Below are 16954 nucleotides of genomic sequence, written 5' to 3' on the forward strand. Positions count from 1 at the left end.
GTTTGGGAGGGGTTAGCTGTCGCTGGTTGCTGCAGCGTCTTCGACGTTGCCGAACTTGGGTGAGTGGGCCTCGTTGAGGGTGATCTGTACCGACTGCTGGGTGGTGTAGAAGTCGACTGAGCGGTAGCCGCCCTCGCGTCCCAGGCCCGAGGCCTTCACGCCGCCGAACGGGGTGCGCAGGTCCCGGACGTTGTTCGAGTTCAGCCACACCATGCCGGCCTCGATGGCGTGGGCGAAGTTGTGGGAGCGCTTCAGGTTTGTCGTCCAGACGTAGGCGGCGAGGCCGTACTTGGTATTGTTTGCGAGCTCGAGCGCCTCTTCGTCGGTGTCGAAGGGGGTGATGGCCACGACGGGTCCGAAGATTTCTTCCTGGAAGATCCGGGCGTCGGGGGAGACGTCGGCGAACACGGTCGGGGCAACGTAGTTGCCGGTGGGGAAGCCGTCGGCGCGGCCGCCGCCCGCCAGGAGCCGGCCCTCGGTCTTACCGATTTCGATGTAGCTCATGACCTTGTCGAAGTGGTTGGGGTGCACGAGCGATCCGACCTCGGTTGTGGGGTCGCTTGGGAGGCCTACCTTGATGTTCTTCGCGCGCTCGGCGAAGCGGGCCACGAAGTCGTCGTAGATGTCGCGCTGCACGAGCACGCGGGACCCTGCGGTGCAACGCTCGCCGTTCAGGCTGAAGACACCGAAGACCGTGGCGTCGAGGGCGGCCTCGATGTCGGCGTCGGCGAAGACGATCGCAGGGCTCTTGCCGCCGAGCTCGAGTGAGAGGCTCTTGAACTGGGGGGCTGCTGCGGTTGAGATGGTGGCACCGGTGGAGCTGTCACCGGTGAAGGAGACTATAGGCACGTCGGGGTGCTTCACGAGGTAGTCGCCTGCGACTCCGCCGGATCCGAAGATCAGGTTGAAGACTCCGTCGGGCAGGCCTGCCTCGCGGAAGATTTCGGGCCACAGCACAGCGGAGAGCGGGGTGTAGCTGGCCGGCTTCATGACGACGGTGTTGCCGGTGGCGATGGCCGGGGCTAGCTTCCAGGACTCCTGCATAAAGGGGACGTTCCACGGCGTGATGAGGGCGGCGACGCCGATTGGCTTGCGGTTCACGTAGTTGATCTGGCGGCCGGGCACCTTGAATGCGTTGTCCTCCTGCCCAACGATGAGGTCGGCGAAGAAGCGGAAGTTTTCCGCTGCGCGGCGGGCCTGGCCTTTGGCCTGGGTGATCGGCAGGCCGGAGTCGTAGCTCTCGAGGAGGGCCAGTTCGTCGTCGCGCGATTCGACGATGTCGGCGATCTTGTGCAGCACGCGTGAGCGTTCGCGGGGAAGCATCTTCGACCACGGGCCTTCCTTGAAAGCGCGCTTGGCGGCTGCGACCGCGCGGTCGACGTCTTCCGGCTGGGCTGACGCGACAGTGGCGTAGTTCTCGTTGGAGACCGGCTCCTGCACGTCGAAGGTCTTGCCGCCGACGGAGTCAACAAACTTACCGTCGATGAAGTGCTGGAGATGCGTGGGCAGATTTTCCGGAATGTGGTGCTGGGTGGTTTCAACTGAGGTCGTCATCGTTGAGGTCCTAACTGTTGTCGGGGTGCTAGTTGGTTTGGGCGAGGTAGGCGTCCAGGGTGGCGCTGCGGTGGAGTCGTGCTGCTTTTTCGATGGTGTCGGCGTCGGCGCCGGTTTCAATGAGCTTCAGCAGGGCCTCGTGTTCGTCCACGGACTCGTGGGCCCGGCCGGGAACAAAGCGGAACGTTGAGGACCGCAGTGATGCCAGCCGGTTCCAGCCGCGGTGGACCAGGTCCAGGATGTGCGGGTTGGGGCAGTGCTCGAACAGGACGCTGTGGAAGTCCTGGTTGAGCCGGGTGAAACGGACGGGGTCGAAGTGCTTCAGGCACTCCCGCATCTCGGCATTCACGGTGCGGGCCCGGGCAATTGCCACTGCATCGATCAGCGGCGCGGACAATGCCGTGGCCGCACCCTCCACGATGCTCAGGGTCTGCATCGTGTAGAGGTACTCGGTGGGGTCAATGCCGGCCACGGTGGCGCCGACGTTGCGTTCGAACTTAACCAGGCCTTCGGCCTCGAGTCGGCGGATCGCTTCCCGGACCGGGACCACGCTGAAGCCGAGGTCTCTGGCGATGGTCCCCAGGACCAGCCGGTAGCCGGGGGTGTAGGTGCCTTCCACAATCCGCGCCTTGACGGCCTGGTAGGCCTGCTCCGACTTGCTGCCGAGGGAGGTGGCAGCAGCTCGGTCAGTCACTGTTTCAGTCATTGGCTGCTTCCCATTCCTCATACCTGGCACGCCAAGCAGCGTTGAGCGGGTAGAGCCCGTCCACGCTGTGGCCCTGCTCGACCATTTCGGCGATGAAGACCTCTTCGCGTTCCTGGGCGATGGAGTCGTTGGCGACTTCCTCGGCGATGGCCGGCGGGATCACCAGGATGCCGTCCGAGTCCGCCACGATGATGTCGCCGGGCTGCACGGTGGTGCCGCCGCAGGCGATGGTGATGTCGGTGTCCCAGGGGATGTGGCGGCGGCCCAGCACGGCGGGGTGCGGGTTGGAGTAGTAGGTGGGCAGCTCCATGGCGGCCACGGCGGAGAAGTCCCGGACGCCGCCGTCGGTAATGATGGCCGCGGCGCGGCGGACCTGGGCGCGCAGGGCGAGGATGTCGCCGATGGTCCCGGTGCCCTTCTCCCCGCGGGCCTCCATGACCAGGATTTCGCCCTCGTTCACTGAGTCGATGGCGCGTTTCTGGGCGTTGAAACCGCCGCCGTGTGTCTTGAAGAGGTCCTCGCGGTTGGGCACATAGCGCAGGGTCCGGGCCAGGCCCACCACCTTGCGGTCCGGGCGGGTGGCGGTGAGTCCGTCGATGCTGACGTTGTTCAGGCCCCGCTTGCGCAGCTGGGAGGACAGCGTGGCGGTGCAGACGCTCTCCAGCTTGGCCTTCAGCTCCGGGCTCAGGACCCTGCCGGAAACCGGAAGACCCGCGGCCTCCCGCGAGCCGTACGCCTCTTCGCGCTGCAGGTCATCGGCCTTGGGCTGGGCACCAAACTCAGCGAACGCCGTCGTGCCTTCCTTGACTGTGGTGGTGAGGCGGCCGGTGCTCAGCCCGCCGTCGCCACCTGCTGAATCCACGGCACTTACCTCCACCTCCAGCACGTCGCCGGGCACGGCGACGGAGGCGCCGGCGGGCGTGCCGGTGAGGATGATGTCCCCCTCCTCGAGGGTGAGCAGCTGGGACAGGTCCGCCACGAGCCGGGCGAACGGGAAGAGCAGGTCTTCGGTGGTGTCGTCCTGCACCAGTTCCCCGTTGTGCCAAGTGCGGATGCGCAGTTTGGCGGGGTCGACGGCCTCTGCCGGAATCAGTGCCGGGCCCACCGGGGTGAAGCCGTCGCCGCCCTTGGACCGGAGGTTCGAGCCCTTGTCCGCGTAGCGGAGGTCGTACACGCCGAGGTCGTTGCTGGCCGTGACCGAGGCGACGCGGCCCCAGGCGTCTTCGACCTCGACGCGGCGGGCCGCCTTGCCGATGATGATGGCGATCTCGCCCTCAAAGCCGAGGAGTTCGCAACCGGCCGGGCGTTCGACGGCGGCGCCGGTCAGGGACAGCGACGACGACGGCTTCAGGAAGTAGGAGGGCTGCGCCGGGGTCCGGCCGCGCTGGGCGGCACGGCTGGGGTAGTTGATGTGCACCGCGATCACCTTGCGTGCTGCTGCCAGGGTGTCGTCGTTGACCTGCTCCAAAGCGTTCTCCTCATCAGGTACGAAATCGTATACGAAACATAGTGGCCGGTGGTGGTTTTGTTGTCAAGCGCCGCGACCGCACCCGGTATACGGGTTAAATCGGTCGGCGCTTAGAAACCGCGCTGGTAGGGTCCGGTAGCCCGCGCGTAGGTCGGGATTGGCAGGGGTGGTTCCGAACCCATGTCGGACGCCGCGTGAATAGGCCAGAACGGATCGCGCAGTAGTGCCCGGCCGATGAAGACCAGATCGATGCCTCCGTCCCGCAGCAGATACTCTGCGAGGTCGGCCGAGTGGATGGATCCGACCGATCCCAGCGGCAGCGCGGAGTGGCGGCGGATATCCTGCACGAACTTTGCCTGATATCCCGGATAGATTTCCCCGGTGTACGTCTTGGTAATGTTGCCGGTCGTCACCTCAAGGAAGTCCGCGCCGGCTGCCTCGAGCCATTTGGCAACTTGGCCGGCATCGTCGGCAGTGACGCCGCCGTCGACCAGGTCAGTCCCGGAGAAGCGGACCAGCAAAGGTTTGCCGGGCGGCAGTGCCGCACGGACACTGCGTACGACCTCGAGGAGGAACCTGGCCCGATTCTCCAAGCTGCCCCCGTACTCGTCCGTCCGTTCGTTGGACATTGGTGCCAGGAACTCATGGATGAGATAGCCATGGGCTGCGTGGATCTGGATGCAGTCCACCCCCGCCTGGTCAGCGCGGGCAGCCGCGGCCCCGTAGGACTGAACCAGTTGGCATACTTCCGCCGTCGTCAGTTCTGCTGGCGTTGGCGAGTCTTCTGAGTGCGGGATTCTGGAGGGTGCCACGCAGCCGCCAGGGAGATTGGCCTTGCGGCCTGCGTGCGCCAGCTGGACACCGATCTTTGCGTCACAGGCGTGGACGGCTTCAACGATGCGGCGGATGCCGGTTATGTGTTCATCGGACCAGAGTCCGATGTCGGTTTCACTGATGCGTCCCAGCGGGTGGACGGCAATGACCTCGGTCATGATCAACCCCACCCCGCCAAGTGCACGGGCACCGTAGTGGAGGACCTGGCGTTCGGTGACAGAACCGTCGTCCTGGGCCTGGTACATGAGCATTGGGGACATGACAATACGGTTCTTCAGGTCCATGCCTCTAAGCCGGTAAGGGGAAAAGAGCAAGCTGTTCGCCGTCACGGGGTCACCAATCCATCGCTAATGGACCACGCGTGCTTGGTCGCGAAGGTGGCCCCGTCAGGTTCCTTGAGTACATCGCATTCTCTCCGGGTCTCTAGAAGGGGCTATCAAGCAGGGCGGTCAGGTCCGCCATCCGCCATTGCCCGTCGGCTTCCTTGACCATGGAGGCGTGGTACCAGCCGGCGGTCAGGGTTTTGGTCACTGCGTTTTCCGTCGACGTGATGAGCACGTAGCTGTAGAGGTCGGCGGATGAAGAGCTCTGGTTCTCGAAGCGGAATGTGTGAACAGTGTGGCGGCGCTGGTCCGTCTGCTGTTCGCGGATCGCCTTGAGCATGTCGGTGATCGCCTGGTTGCCTGTGGTTGGGCCCCAGGAGGCATCCGAATTCGCGACTTTGCCGCTGGTGGTCCCGTCCTTGGTGAAGGTGTCCGCCAGCATGTCGAAGTTTCCTTCGTCGTAGCCCCACGCGTAGCGGGCAAGGGTGTCCTGCATTGCCGATCGATCGGCGGCCAGGACAGTACTTTCTCTGGCAGAAGTGTCTTCAGCGGTCATGATCGTTGCTCCTTTGCATCAATGCCGGGCCCACTGGGCACGGTTCTTGGGGACGACAGATGAAGTCCCGGCGGCGGGTGCTGTGCCGCAGTGACAGCACCTGTTGATTTGCGACCCGGTGCGCCCGATTGTCGCCATTGGGCTGCGGCACCTGCGGGCAGACCAGCCGCAGGGGAGGGGCCAGGGCGCGCCAGGTGGATTTTTCTCCGGAGTGCCTGCACGGCGCAGCAGCGGATTACGGTGTGCGCGCCTCGATTTCCAGCAGCTCCTCCGTTTCCGTCTGCGGAAGGTGATAGGCCACGGCCTCCGTGTGAACGGCCTCGAGTATCCGCCTCTTGTGGGCTTGGGCCAGGAGTTGGATCTCGGGGGAGTGGGGATTTGTTTTGAGCAGTTCCAGGAGTTGGTCGTGGTCTTCCACGAATTCTGCCGCATGCCGCATGATGATGCCGAGGGTTGGCTTCCTTATGAGAGCCATCCGGCTGCGTTCGCTTTCCAGCAGCTCCATCAGATGTGCATTGGGGCAAGGAGAGCACAGGAGATCATGGAATTGGGCGTTGAGGTCCATAAAGCCCTCGGCATCGAAGAGTTCGCGTCTTCGACGCATCTCTTGGTTGAGGTCTTCGGCCTTCCTGATTGCATCGGGGGTCACATATGGGGCCGCTCCCGCAGTTGCGGCCCCTTCAAGAACAGCGATTACCGCCTGGGTGCTCTCGTATGCAGCAGGATCGAGTTCGGCAACCCGCGCACCGGCATTGTGTTTGTAGGCGACGTAGCCTTCGGCTTCCAGGCGCCGGAGAGCCTCCCTTACCGGGAGTTGGCTCATATCTGCTTCGCGGGAGATGTTCTCGAGCACGAGTCGGTGTCCGGGAGAGTAGGTGCCGTCGAGAATGCGTCGCTTGACGTATTCATAGGCCTGACTGGTTTTCGTGCCCAACGGGCGGGCATTCTTCTTCATCGACTCACTACTTCCCGTTGCCCTGAATTCCTAGGCAGTTAAAACGCTGAGTCCAACTGGAGTTCCTTGCGGGCAATTCGCCAGCCCTCAGGTGTTCGGACGACAGTGTCAGCATATGTGCCCACTGTTTTGATCGCGAGTCCGTCGGTGTCGGTGGCCGAGACGAGAACATAGGAAAGGACGGATGCGATATCGTCACCGAGCGGTTCGATCTGGATGTTGGAGATGTGGTGGCGCCGGACGTCGTTTTGGGATTCTTTGAACGCCTGGATCTGGCCCACGATCGCTTCTGGCCCTTCGTGGGGGCCGTACGTGGGGCCGTCCGTGATGCGCATGATGTAGGTCGCATCCGAAGTGAAGCAGTCGCGGAGTGAAGCAAAGTCTCTGCGGTCGTGGTGAACTCCGTAGCCGGTGGCGAGTTCTTGGATTTCTAGCCGGTCAAGGGCAGTCAGTGTGCCGGTAACGGTCTTGTGTGTCATGTCGGTCGTCCGTTCTGTGAAGAAGTCAGGGTGGGAGCTGGGGTTCAGCGGTCGGCGGTCTCGCGCACCTTCCACTGCACGGCCTTGTACTGGCGTGGCCAGTAGTCGACGTGGACGTTTAGCTCCCGGGCCGCCCTCAGGGCGAAATGTGGATCACGGAGCAGTTCCCTGCCGAGCATGACCGCATCTGCACGTCCGCTGGCGACTACTTCCTCGGCATACTTCGCTGTCGTGATGAGGCCAACGGCGGAGGTGGGCACCTCAGAGGCTGATTTGATGTGATCCGCGAGGGGAACCTGGTATCCCTCGCCCACTGGGATTTCAACGCCGTCAATCAGGCCGCCGGTGGAGATGTCGAAGACGTCCGCTCCCCGGTCGCGTGCCATGGCGGCGACCTCGGCGGTCTGTTCTTGGTCCCATCCGCCCTCTGCCCAGTCCGTTGCGGAGAACCGGACGAAGAGGCCATGGCTTTCGCCAATGGCTTCCCGTACTGCTGAGACAATGCGCAGCAGCAGCCGGGCCCGGTTTTCAAGGGATCCGCCGTATTCATCGGTGCGGGTGTTACTGAGCGGTGATAGGAACTCGTGGATGAGGTACCCATGGGCTGCATGGATTTCGATTATGTCGAATCCTGCCTGCACACTCCTCAGCGCCGCTGCCGCGAAGTCACGGACGACCTCGTCGATGCCTGCATGGTCCAGCTCCTGGGGCACATCAAAGCCCGGGAACGCCAGGGCTGAGGGAGCCACAGTCTTCCATCCGCCTTCTGCGACAGGCTTTGTGGTGCCGCAGCGTTCGTCGAAGAGCCGATAGTCGGAGGCTTTCCGGCCGGCGTGGGCCAGCTGGATTGCTGCGGTTGCGCCCTGTTCGTGTATGAAGCGCACGATGCGTGCCCATGCGTCACGCTGCTGGTCGTTCCACATGCCCGTATCTTCGCTCGAGATGCGGCCTGCGGGGTTCACCCCGGTCGCCTCGGCCATGATGAGACCGGCACCACCAGCAGCGAACTGACCGAGATGCATCAGGTGCCAATCATTGGGGATGCCGTCCTGGTTCTCACAGGAGTACTGGCACATGGGAGAAACCCAGATCCGGTTGCGGATCGTCGTCGATCGCACGGTCAGGGGCTGGAAAAGAGGGGAAGTCGTCATATCTAAACCTTCCAGGAAACTTGCTGTGGGCCGACGTCCGGGCGGGGCATATGAGCCTTGTTGCTTTTGAACCCGTTCGAGAAAACCTTCTGTCGGACTCTTGTGGATCTGATCATAAACTAGATATGATCAAAACCACAATCCCGAAAACGCAGCTTTCGACCTCCTCCTAGGGCCCACTGAAGGGCAGAGGGAAGGGCTCGACGAAGAAAGCTTCCGGGCCCGAATGAAGGGCCCGACCAACTATTTCTCCTCCTCTTGGAAGGCATACCCATGGTCACTTCGGACATTGACGTCCGTACAGGTTCAGATGCTTTACGGATCGAGAACTTGTCCAAGACCTTTTCCGGTCAGCGGGCCCTCAATGAAGTCTCTTTCACCGTGCAGCGTGGAAAAATCACTGCCTTGCTGGGCATGAACGGCTCAGGCAAGTCCACCCTGATCAAGGTCCTCGCCGGCGTCTACCAGCCCGACCCGGGCGCGGCACTCACCATCGGTGGGGCCGCGATGTCGCTGCCAATGACGCCGCGGACTGCCCACGAAGCTGGTCTGCGGTTCCTCCACCAGGACGTCGGCCTGGTCGACAGCCTGACGGTCGCGGACAACTTCGCCTTCGTTGACCGATTCCGGGCCCCCGGCAAACTCGGGCCGATCAACAAGCGCCGCCAGCACGAACATGTCGCCGCGACACTCGAAAAGTTCGCCATCTCCGTGCACCCGGGGACGCTGGTCGGCTCACTGAACCCCACCCTGCGGACTATGGTCGGCCTCGCCAGGGCCTTCCAGGACGAAGAAGAATCCGGTGTGCGGGCATTCGCGAAAAACATCGTCGTCCTGGACGAGCCCACGGCTTCCCTCCCCGTCGAGGAGGTCGACACGATCCTGACGTCGCTGGAGGAACTGAAGGCTAACGGCGGAACGGTGATCTACGTCAGTCACCGCACTGAAGAGGTCAAGCGCATCGCCGACCAACTCGTGATCCTCCGCGACGGCAAGCTCGTCGCCGACGAGCCCCTGGCGCAAATGGGTGTGGACGATATCGTTGCCCGGGTCGTGGGAAAACGACTGGAGAAAAGGAAAATTCCCCGCCAAAGTGAACGCGAAGGCGATGTCGTGCTCTCTGCCCAGGGGATTACCGGTCGGCGGCTGCGGGGGGTGGATCTGGAGGTCCGCTCCGGTGAGATCCTGGGCGTCGCCGGGCTCGTGGGCTGCGGACGCAGCGAACTGGTCCGGATTCTGGCCGGTGCTCAGAATCCATCCGCAGGGCACATGGAATTGGCAGGGAAGAGCTATTCGCCGGGTTCACCGGCGACCGCTATCGCAGCCGGGGTGTCATGCGTGCCTCAAGAACGCCGCCGCGAAGGAGCAGTGCTGCCAATGACCGTCCGGGAGAACATCACCCTTGGTCGGTTGAAGAACTTCACCCGGAACGGCGCCTTGGACGGCCGCAAGGAGCGCGACGGGGCACTGCGGCTGATCGAGCAGTTCTCGGTCAAGCCAGCGGACCCCTCCCGGCTTATCGGGCTCCTCTCAGGAGGAAACCAGCAGAAAGTAGTCGTCGCCCGTGCCGCAGGGTTCGGCGGAACCGCACTGCTTCTGGATGAACCCACACAGGGCGTGGATGCCCTGGCCAAACAGGAGATCGCCAACATCGTCCGGGGCCTCGCCGCAGATGGATTGGCCGTAATTCTGGCATCGACAGACTTCGAGGAGTTCGTCGGCCTGTGCGACCGGGTCCTCATACTTGACCGCGGCCACCTCGTCGCTGAGGCCACCGGCGAGGACATCAGCGAGGAGCACCTCGCACTTCTCTGCGCCCAACATGGGGCGGCGGCATGAATCCCCCGACGGCTCCCACCAAAAACCCCGAGATTTCCCAGAAGGACGCCATGAGCACCACCGCAAGCAGCACCCAGGAACGCCCCTCCACAAAGACAGCCAAGTCGGGACGGAACCGGCCGGACATCGGCACCGTCGCCACCTCCTACGGGGTCATCATATTTCTTGTCCTGATGATCTTTGTGTTCTCGGCCCTGCTGCCGGACACTTTCCCCACGTCCGACAACGTCAAGGCCATCCTGACGGACCAATCGATTCCGGTCATTCTCGCCCTCGCCGCGATCCTTCCCTTGGCAGCCGGTGAATTCGATCTCTCTCTCGGCGCAGTCCTGGGCTTCAGCGCAATCACCGCGATCGCCCTGTCGAACGCCGGAGCACCCCTGCCCGTGGTTATCCTCGCTTGCCTGGCGGTTGGCGCCGGCGTCGGCATCGTCAACGCGGTGCTGGTCGTCAAGGTCGGCGTGAACGCCTTCATCGCAACCCTTGCTTCGGCCACAATCCTTTCCGGCCTGAACCTGCTCGTTACCGGCAGTTCCCTGCTCGTGCTCGGCTCAGAGGAGTTCGGGGCGCTTACCATCACCAGGGTCTTCGACCTCCAGGTCGTCCTCGGCTATGCAATCGTGCTCAGTCTCCTGTTGTTCTACGTGGTGGAGAAGACCCCATACGGCCGCTACCTTCGCGCCACGGGCATGGGTCGCGACGCGGCACGGCTTAGCGGTGTACGGGTGGACCGGTACTTGGCCTCGTCGTTCATCGCTGCCGGGGTCCTCGCGGCATTGGCAGGTGCGCTGCTGGCCTCCCGGGGCGGCACCGCCGCCCCGAACCTGGGGCCGGAATTCCTCCTCCCGGCCTACGCTGCCGCCTTCCTGGGCGCGACAACGATCAAGCCCGGCTACTTCAATGTCTGGGGAACCGTGATCGGCGTCGTCCTTCTGGCCGTCGGCAGCAACGGCCTCACCCTCCTCGGCGCCCAAACCTGGGTGACGAACATCTTCAACGGCGCCGCCCTCATGGTCGCAGTCTCGGCGTCAGTCCTCGTCGGCAAACGCCGCCGCAAAGCCTCCAGCTAACCATCCAACCGATTTATTCGCCATTCACCCCCACTTGAAAGTGATCATCATGACCAGAATCAATCCTCGTGCCGCGGCCTGGGCTGCGCTCCTCGCCGGCGCATTGGCGCTGACCAGCTGCGCCAGCTCACAGGGAACGGCAAGCAACGGCGGTGGAAACAAAGATGTATCCGCCGCCCAGAAAGTCCTCGATGAAGCCCAGGCCAAGGTCACCAGCTTTGACTTCCCCAAGGAACCGGTCGCGGCACCAAAGGATAAGCTCGTCGTGGGCATCCCCTGCGCCTATGCGGCCGAGGGCTGCAAGCGCGAAGTCGACACCATTGCCGAAGCCGCCAAGGCTCTCGGCTGGCGCTATCAGATGATCGACCCTGCCGGTGACCCCGAGAAGATGCGTTCAGCCGTCCGCACGGCCATTCAGCTCAAGGCCGACGGCATTTTCCTCGGCTCCATTCCCTCAAGCGTCGTCAAGGATGACATCACCAAGGCACGTGCCGGAGGAGTGAAGGTCGTCAACATGTCAGAACCGGCAGATGATGGCTTTGCCGACGCCAATACCCTCTATGACCACATCAAGGCAGGACGCTGGAACGCCGCATACGTCACCGTCACAACTCAGGGCGCGGGCAAGGTCATCTCCGTGAACGACCCCGAGTTCCCCTCTGTTGTCGAATGGCATCAAGGCTTTGCTGACGGGCTCAAGGAGCTTTGCCCGGGGTGCCAGGTCGTGAAGGACATCAACTTCCAGATCGCGAACCTGCAGACCCAGGTTCCCAGCGAGTTCCAGGCCACGCTCCAGGCGAACCCCAGCGTCAACGCGGTGTGGACAGCGTATGACCCCGTCGCACTGTCCCTCAGCCCCGTGATCAAGCGCTCACCTCAGAACGGCAAAATCACCGTCGTCTCCCAAAACGGCGACGCCGGCGCGCTCCAGGCCATCAAAGCGGGTGACCAGCCGTTCAAGGCAACCATTGGGGTCAGCGTCGAATGGCAGTCTTACGCCGCAGTAGACCAGATGGTCCGTCTGTTCGCCGGCAACCTCCCTGCGAACCTCAAGACGGTCAACGTTCCGGAGAAACTCATCGACGCGAAAAACGTCAGCTCCATTCCGTGGGACGGCGACCTCGATTGGAAGAGCACCTACCTCAAACTCTGGAAGACCAGCTAACCCCACACATGTCAGGGCGGGGGTGAAAATCCCCCGCCTGCACACCCATCAAAGAGAACAAGCCGCCGAAAGACGGCGGCTAGCAAATTCAAAGGAGAACACCATGGGACGTCTCAGCGGAAAAGTCGCACTCATCACCGGCGCAGCAGGCGGGCAGGGCGCCGTCGAGGCTGAACTCTTCGCCCGAGAAGGCGCGAAGGTCGTCGTCGCCGACATCAACCAGCAGGGGGTCAACGCCGTTGTCGACCGCATCCGTCAGACCGGAGGGGAGGCGCTCGGCATCGAACTCAACGTCACCGACGACGCTGCCTGGACCGCGGCGATGGACCAGATCCGCGCCCATTTCAACGGCCTCGACATCCTCATCAACAACGCAGGCATCCTCTCACTCGACGGCATCACCAAGATCGACCGTGCCGAGTGGGACCGGGTCATCAACGTCAACCAGACCAGCGTGCTGCTGGGCATGAAGTACGGAAGCGCTCTCATGCGCGAAGACGGCAAGGGCGGCTCCATCGTCAACCTCTCCTCCACCTACGCACACGTCGGCAGCGGCGCCGCCGTCGCCTACCAGGCCGCCAAGGCCGCCGTCTTCATCATGACCAGGACGGCTGCCGTCGAATTCGCTCCGGACGGCATCCGGGTCAACTCCGTAGCGCCGGGCATCATTGAAACTCCCATGACCAGGGAAGTACTAGCCGCGGCCGGTGACGCCCACCCGGACATCACCCGCACCCCGCTCCTCCGGGCCGGCCAGCCGCACGAAGTCGCGAACGCCGTTCTCTTCCTTGCCTCCGACGAAGCGTCCTACATTACGGGTACGGAACTTATGGTCGACGGCGGACGCACCATCTCCTGACCCTCCCTGCCCACCATGTGCACTAACAATCCAGAATGAACAATCTGAAAGGCATTACCGTGACCGCAGCTACCACCCCTGAAACCTGCACCCCGGCATGGGCCCACGCGACCGGAACCATCGACCTGCAGCCCGTACCGCCCGTTCCCTCCGACCTCACCTCGCTGGCCAACCGTCTCATGGTCCTGGAAACTGCCTCCCGCTACGCGATTGCGTATGACGAGCGGCGACTGGATGTCCTGGAAAGCCTGTTCACTGAATCGGTGACGTTCTCCTACCGCATCGGTGAAGGGCCTCTCTCAAGCGAAAACGGCCGTGCGGGTGTTATTAAATGGCTCGGGGAAGTCATGGAGTCCCAGTCCGACCAGCGCCGGCATGTTCTTGGCAGCATGACCGTTGAGCGGCTCGCCGACGATGAAGCGGTGGTTATCGCCTACCTGGCAATCTACGGGGTCGAAAAGGAGGCTCAGCTGATCACTACCGGGCTCTATCGGTTCAGCATGATCAAGGAAGACAGCCGTTGGAAGATCGACGAGGCCATCGACGCCCTCGACCGGCCCTTCTAAGTTGAAACTTTCTGTGAACGAAGGGACAAACGCTTGACTAAGGAACTGGACGGCAAAGTCGCCGTCATAACCGGGGCAGGGCAAGGCATTGGCCGGGGTATCGCCGACGTGCTCGCCGCCGAAGGAGCCCGCGTCGTCGTAACGGATCTCGAGCTGTCGCGGGCTCAGGAGACTGCCGAAGCCATAAGGCAGCGCGGCCACCAGGCGCTGGCGCTGAAGCAGGATGTGCTCGACATTTCCTCCACGGGAGAGGTCTTCGCCGAAGCTGAGCAGGAGTTCGGGACTGTGGACATCCTGGTCAATAACGCCGGTACGGCCCAGCAGATGCCGTTCCTAGCGGTGACCGAGAAAAGCTGGGACCTCGTCAACGACATCAACGCAAAGGCGGTGTTCTTCGCCTGCCAGACTGCCGGCAACTACTTCCAGGAAAAAGCCGGCGGAAAGATCGTAAACATAGCGTCCATGGCGGGGAAAAATGCCATCGACGAGTACTCGGCCTACAACGCATCAAAGTTCTCGGTGATCGGGATAACCCAGTCGGCGGCCCTTGAACTCGCCAAGCACAACGTCAACGTCAACGCGGTCTGCCCTGGCATAGTTCGCACGCCGATGTGGGACACCCTGGACCCTCATCAGTGGGAGCGGCAGATAGCCCGCGTCCCACTCGGCCGGGGGCAATACCCTGAGGATATTGGAAACGCCGTGGCCTTCCTCGCCTCGCCCCGGGCCAAAAATATCACCGGCGCGTCCCTGGCAGTAACCGGCGGGCTACAGATGTGGTGATTTACACCGCGTTCTGCCCTGCCAGGAAAAAGGAACCTCAAACATGAATAAGTACCGACCCCATCACACTGCGATTTCTGTCCGCGACCTTGACGCCTCCCTCGCCTTCTACACCGCATTGGGCTTTGTCGAGGTCAACAGGTCAAATTTCGACGGGGCAACGCTCGCCCATCTCCAACTTGACGAATACGCGCTCGAACTTTTCGCCTACGAGAAAAATAAGAACCTGCCACCGCTGAAACCCGGATTCGGGAATGACCTTGACGTCATCGGGCTTAAGCATCTTGCTTTAGCCACCGACGATATCAAGGCAACACTTGCCCAGCTGAGACGCCAGGGCCTTGCCGATGAGAAAGTCGAAATTGGGGCGTTGCCCGACGGCAAGGCGCAATGGGTCTTCATCCAGGATCCTGACGGTCTTTGGGTCGAATTTCTCCAGGAAGATAGATTCTCCATCTATTCACAACCATGGCCAGCAACAGCCGAAGCCATCCACTGAACGCGAAGGAACAAAATGGCAAGAATTGCTGTTTTTGGAGCCGCCGGAAGAATCGGTTCCCGAATTTTGTCAGAAGCCCTCAACCGCGGTCACGATGTCACCGCCGTGGTCCGGGATCCAAACACGGTTACGGGCACTGAGCCCGGCGTGCGGGTCGTCGCCGGAGACGTCCTCGATCCGGATTCAGTTAAGGCCATAGCGTCCGAACATGACGTCGTGGTCAGCGCGGTCGGCGGGGCCGGAGGCCAGGAGAACCAGACCACTATCGCCCCTGCCGCCCACTCACTGGTTGCCGGGCTTCGTTCCGCCGGGGAGGACGCCCCGCGTCTGGTGACAGTCGGAGGTGCCGGCTCCCTGCGGACCCCGGGCGGGGATCACGTCTGGGACCGCCCGGGCATTCCAGAGGACGTACTGCAGACCATGCGTGCCCATGGTGATGCCCTGGAGTTCTACCGCACAGTGGATGACTTGGATTGGACCAACATTAGCCCGGCAACCAAGATCCAGCCGGGACAGCGAACAGGCTCCTACCGGACGGCGAACGATGACCTGATCACCGACGAATCCGGCAACAGCACAATCTCATTCGAGGATTATGCAGTGGCAGTCATGGATGAAATCGAATCGCCTAAGCACCGTCGTCGGCGTTTCACAGTCGCCTATTAGCCAGGACATTCCTGGGACTTGGGCGAACAAGAGGTTAGGCCGCTGCGAGGCATTGCTTCGCAGCGGCCACTCGACGTTCTCCTGCAGATCGCAGCACCCCGTCAGGGACCAAGGAAGACGAAGATGATCGACTACACCGCAAATTCGGCTGATGCATGGGAAGCGCTATGCGTTGAGCAGTTCCAACTTTGCAGCCTCGACTGGGCGGCACCAACCTTCGACGCCGGCCTCCGTGCATCGGCAAGTTCGGCCCAACTGTCACTGCGGCTGCTTACCTCCGGACCCTTCGGGGTCTCCCGATCCGCGCGGGATATCCGCCGGCATGACTCGGATGACCTCATGGTCGTACTGCACGACGCGGGAGCCGGGGGACATTTGGAACACAAGGGGCGGCGCTCCGAACTGCGTCCTGGGGACGCGGTAATCATCGACACAACCCGCCCCTATGCATTCGACTTTCCACAGCCCATCCAGCAAGTGGTCTTGAAAGTCCCCCACGAGCTGGCTGGCAGGCTCGCTCCAGACGCCGGTCGTGTCTTTCATGCCTCTGACGGCCCGTTGGGCAGAGTGCTAAGGACAATTCTTCGGGAATTCGCCGAGCTCGACGAACCGATTCCTTTCGGTTCGAACCAGACCAATCAGAGCCTTGAGGCCACATCGCTGGCAGTGGCCGCCGTAGATCTTCTCTCCGCCATTTACGCCTCAGACTCAACCCGCAACAGTGAACTGCTGGGGCACGCGGCGCTGCTGAAGTCCGGGCAGGATTTTGTGCGGACGCGATTCCGGGATCCGGCGTTGACACCCTCGCTCATCGCTGACTATCTGCGGGTTTCACCGCGCCTGCTCGCCCAGGTTTTTTCGCAGGCCGGCACTACCCCGGCGTCCTACATCAGGGATGTTCGTCTGGAGGAAGCGGCGCGTCTTCTTCGTTCCACCTACCATCGCGACGTGCCCATCTTCGATGTCGGTCTGCGGGTCGGCTTTGCCGATGCCACGACGTTTACGAGAGCCTTCAAGCGGGTCCACGGCGTTGTCCCGTCAGAGTTTCGCGCCGCCGCTCCTGCCGTTACGGCGGTTTGACACAACTCCAGCAACGAGATCGCCGCCGCCTTTGCGATACCGGGCAAAGGCGGCGGCGAAGGAGCTAGCGGCGGTAGGTCCCCAGCTCCGCCAAGGGGATCGTCAGGACCGATGGCCAATCGATGAAACGGCCAGTGTCCTCATCGAGGGACACGCCCTCCGGGCTCTTGTACGCTGCGTCGGCGGCATCTTCGCTTTCGAAGGTGTACTCCGAGAACGCGGCGTAATCAATCGCCTCGCCACCGCGGTAGCCCTCCTTGAGGATTTTCGTCTGGCGGTACGACACCAGCCCCGGCAGCTTTTCTGCCAGCGGACGGTGGATATCGGTGTAGTGCTCGTAGAACTGCTCCAGCGTGATCCCGGGCTTGGGCCTGGTGAGGAATGCAAGGGTAAAAACCATC

The 16954-nt window shown here is 62.5% G+C and carries 18 protein-coding genes; 9 read left to right on the forward strand and 9 right to left on the reverse strand.

The features are described 5' to 3' along the window. Positions 1–12: 12 nt before the first annotated feature. From hpaE to QFZ33_RS11060, 8 genes are all read right to left on the reverse strand, one after another. Entirely contained in the window at positions 13–1554 is a 1542-nt protein-coding gene (gene hpaE / locus QFZ33_RS11025; protein WP_307027389.1) for a 5-carboxymethyl-2-hydroxymuconate semialdehyde dehydrogenase, read from the reverse strand. A gap of 28 nt (positions 1555–1582) precedes the next feature. Next, positions 1583–2260, reverse strand: a complete 678-nt coding sequence (locus QFZ33_RS11030; RefSeq protein ID WP_307027391.1) for a GntR family transcriptional regulator — start codon at positions 2258–2260, stop codon at positions 1583–1585. Continuing rightward, a complete protein-coding gene (locus tag QFZ33_RS11035) occupies positions 2253–3728 on the reverse strand; it encodes a fumarylacetoacetate hydrolase family protein (RefSeq protein ID WP_307027392.1) in 1476 nt (491 codons plus the stop codon). The genes QFZ33_RS11030 and QFZ33_RS11035 overlap by 8 nt, the downstream gene beginning before the upstream one ends. A gap of 110 nt (positions 3729–3838) precedes the next feature. Further along, positions 3839–4891 carry an oxidoreductase gene (locus QFZ33_RS11040; protein ID WP_307027394.1) on the reverse strand — a complete coding sequence of 351 codons (1053 nt, stop codon included), beginning with the start codon at positions 4889–4891 and terminating at the stop codon, positions 3839–3841. A gap of 94 nt (positions 4892–4985) precedes the next feature. Then, positions 4986–5441, reverse strand: coding sequence for a nuclear transport factor 2 family protein (locus QFZ33_RS11045; protein ID WP_307027395.1), 456 nt, complete (start codon positions 5439–5441; stop codon positions 4986–4988). 235 nt (positions 5442–5676) lie between these two features. Further along, positions 5677–6396, reverse strand: a complete 720-nt coding sequence (locus QFZ33_RS11050) for a GntR family transcriptional regulator (RefSeq protein WP_307027396.1) — start codon at positions 6394–6396, stop codon at positions 5677–5679. A gap of 38 nt (positions 6397–6434) precedes the next feature. Beyond that, the gene (locus QFZ33_RS11055; protein ID WP_307027398.1) at positions 6435–6875 is read right to left on the reverse strand and encodes a nuclear transport factor 2 family protein; all 441 of its coding nucleotides are present in this window, start codon (positions 6873–6875) and stop codon (positions 6435–6437) included. A 44-nt stretch (positions 6876–6919) separates the two neighbouring features. Continuing rightward, positions 6920–8026 carry an NADH:flavin oxidoreductase/NADH oxidase gene (locus tag QFZ33_RS11060; protein WP_307027399.1) on the reverse strand — a complete coding sequence of 369 codons (1107 nt, stop codon included), beginning with the start codon at positions 8024–8026 and terminating at the stop codon, positions 6920–6922. Positions 8027–8299: 273 nt separating this feature from the next. Between QFZ33_RS11060 and QFZ33_RS11065 the strand changes: the two genes are divergently transcribed. The 9 genes from QFZ33_RS11065 (at position 8300) to QFZ33_RS11105 (ending at position 16553) form a co-directional block, all read left to right on the forward strand. After that, complete coding sequence (locus tag QFZ33_RS11065; RefSeq protein ID WP_307027400.1) at positions 8300–9865, forward strand: sugar ABC transporter ATP-binding protein; 1566 nt, start codon at positions 8300–8302, stop codon at positions 9863–9865. After that, on the forward strand, positions 9862–10935 hold the full coding sequence (locus tag QFZ33_RS11070) for an ABC transporter permease (protein WP_307027402.1): 1074 nt from the start codon (positions 9862–9864) through the stop codon (positions 10933–10935). Before QFZ33_RS11065 ends, QFZ33_RS11070 begins: the two co-directional genes overlap by 4 nt. A gap of 49 nt (positions 10936–10984) precedes the next feature. Further along, the gene (locus QFZ33_RS11075; protein ID WP_307027404.1) at positions 10985–12100 is read left to right on the forward strand and encodes a sugar ABC transporter substrate-binding protein; all 1116 of its coding nucleotides are present in this window, start codon (positions 10985–10987) and stop codon (positions 12098–12100) included. Positions 12101–12203: 103 nt separating this feature from the next. Further along, the gene (locus QFZ33_RS11080) at positions 12204–12959 is read left to right on the forward strand and encodes an SDR family NAD(P)-dependent oxidoreductase (protein ID WP_307027406.1); all 756 of its coding nucleotides are present in this window, start codon (positions 12204–12206) and stop codon (positions 12957–12959) included. Between the two features lie 35 nt (positions 12960–12994). Continuing rightward, positions 12995–13525 (forward strand): nuclear transport factor 2 family protein, encoded by a 531-nt coding sequence (locus tag QFZ33_RS11085; protein ID WP_307027408.1) that lies wholly within the window; start codon positions 12995–12997, stop codon positions 13523–13525. Between the two features lie 33 nt (positions 13526–13558). Beyond that, the gene (locus tag QFZ33_RS11090) at positions 13559–14308 is read left to right on the forward strand and encodes an SDR family NAD(P)-dependent oxidoreductase (RefSeq protein WP_307027409.1); all 750 of its coding nucleotides are present in this window, start codon (positions 13559–13561) and stop codon (positions 14306–14308) included. Between the two features lie 43 nt (positions 14309–14351). Further along, a complete protein-coding gene (locus tag QFZ33_RS11095; protein ID WP_307027411.1) occupies positions 14352–14807 on the forward strand; it encodes a VOC family protein in 456 nt (151 codons plus the stop codon). Positions 14808–14822: 15 nt separating this feature from the next. Continuing rightward, complete coding sequence (locus QFZ33_RS11100) at positions 14823–15473, forward strand: NAD(P)-dependent oxidoreductase (RefSeq protein ID WP_307027413.1); 651 nt, start codon at positions 14823–14825, stop codon at positions 15471–15473. Positions 15474–15596: 123 nt separating this feature from the next. Next, positions 15597–16553 carry a helix-turn-helix domain-containing protein gene (locus tag QFZ33_RS11105; RefSeq protein WP_307027415.1) on the forward strand — a complete coding sequence of 319 codons (957 nt, stop codon included), beginning with the start codon at positions 15597–15599 and terminating at the stop codon, positions 16551–16553. Between the two features lie 64 nt (positions 16554–16617). Here the strand turns inward: QFZ33_RS11105 and QFZ33_RS11110 are convergent, their stop codons facing one another. Beyond that, the gene (locus tag QFZ33_RS11110) at positions 16618–16953 is read right to left on the reverse strand and encodes an EthD domain-containing protein (protein ID WP_307027417.1); all 336 of its coding nucleotides are present in this window, start codon (positions 16951–16953) and stop codon (positions 16618–16620) included. Position 16954: the final 1 nt, after the last annotated feature.

It is taken from the genome of Arthrobacter globiformis, from assembly GCF_030815865.1.
Taxonomy (GTDB): Bacteria; Actinomycetota; Actinomycetes; order Actinomycetales; family Micrococcaceae; genus Arthrobacter; species Arthrobacter globiformis_B.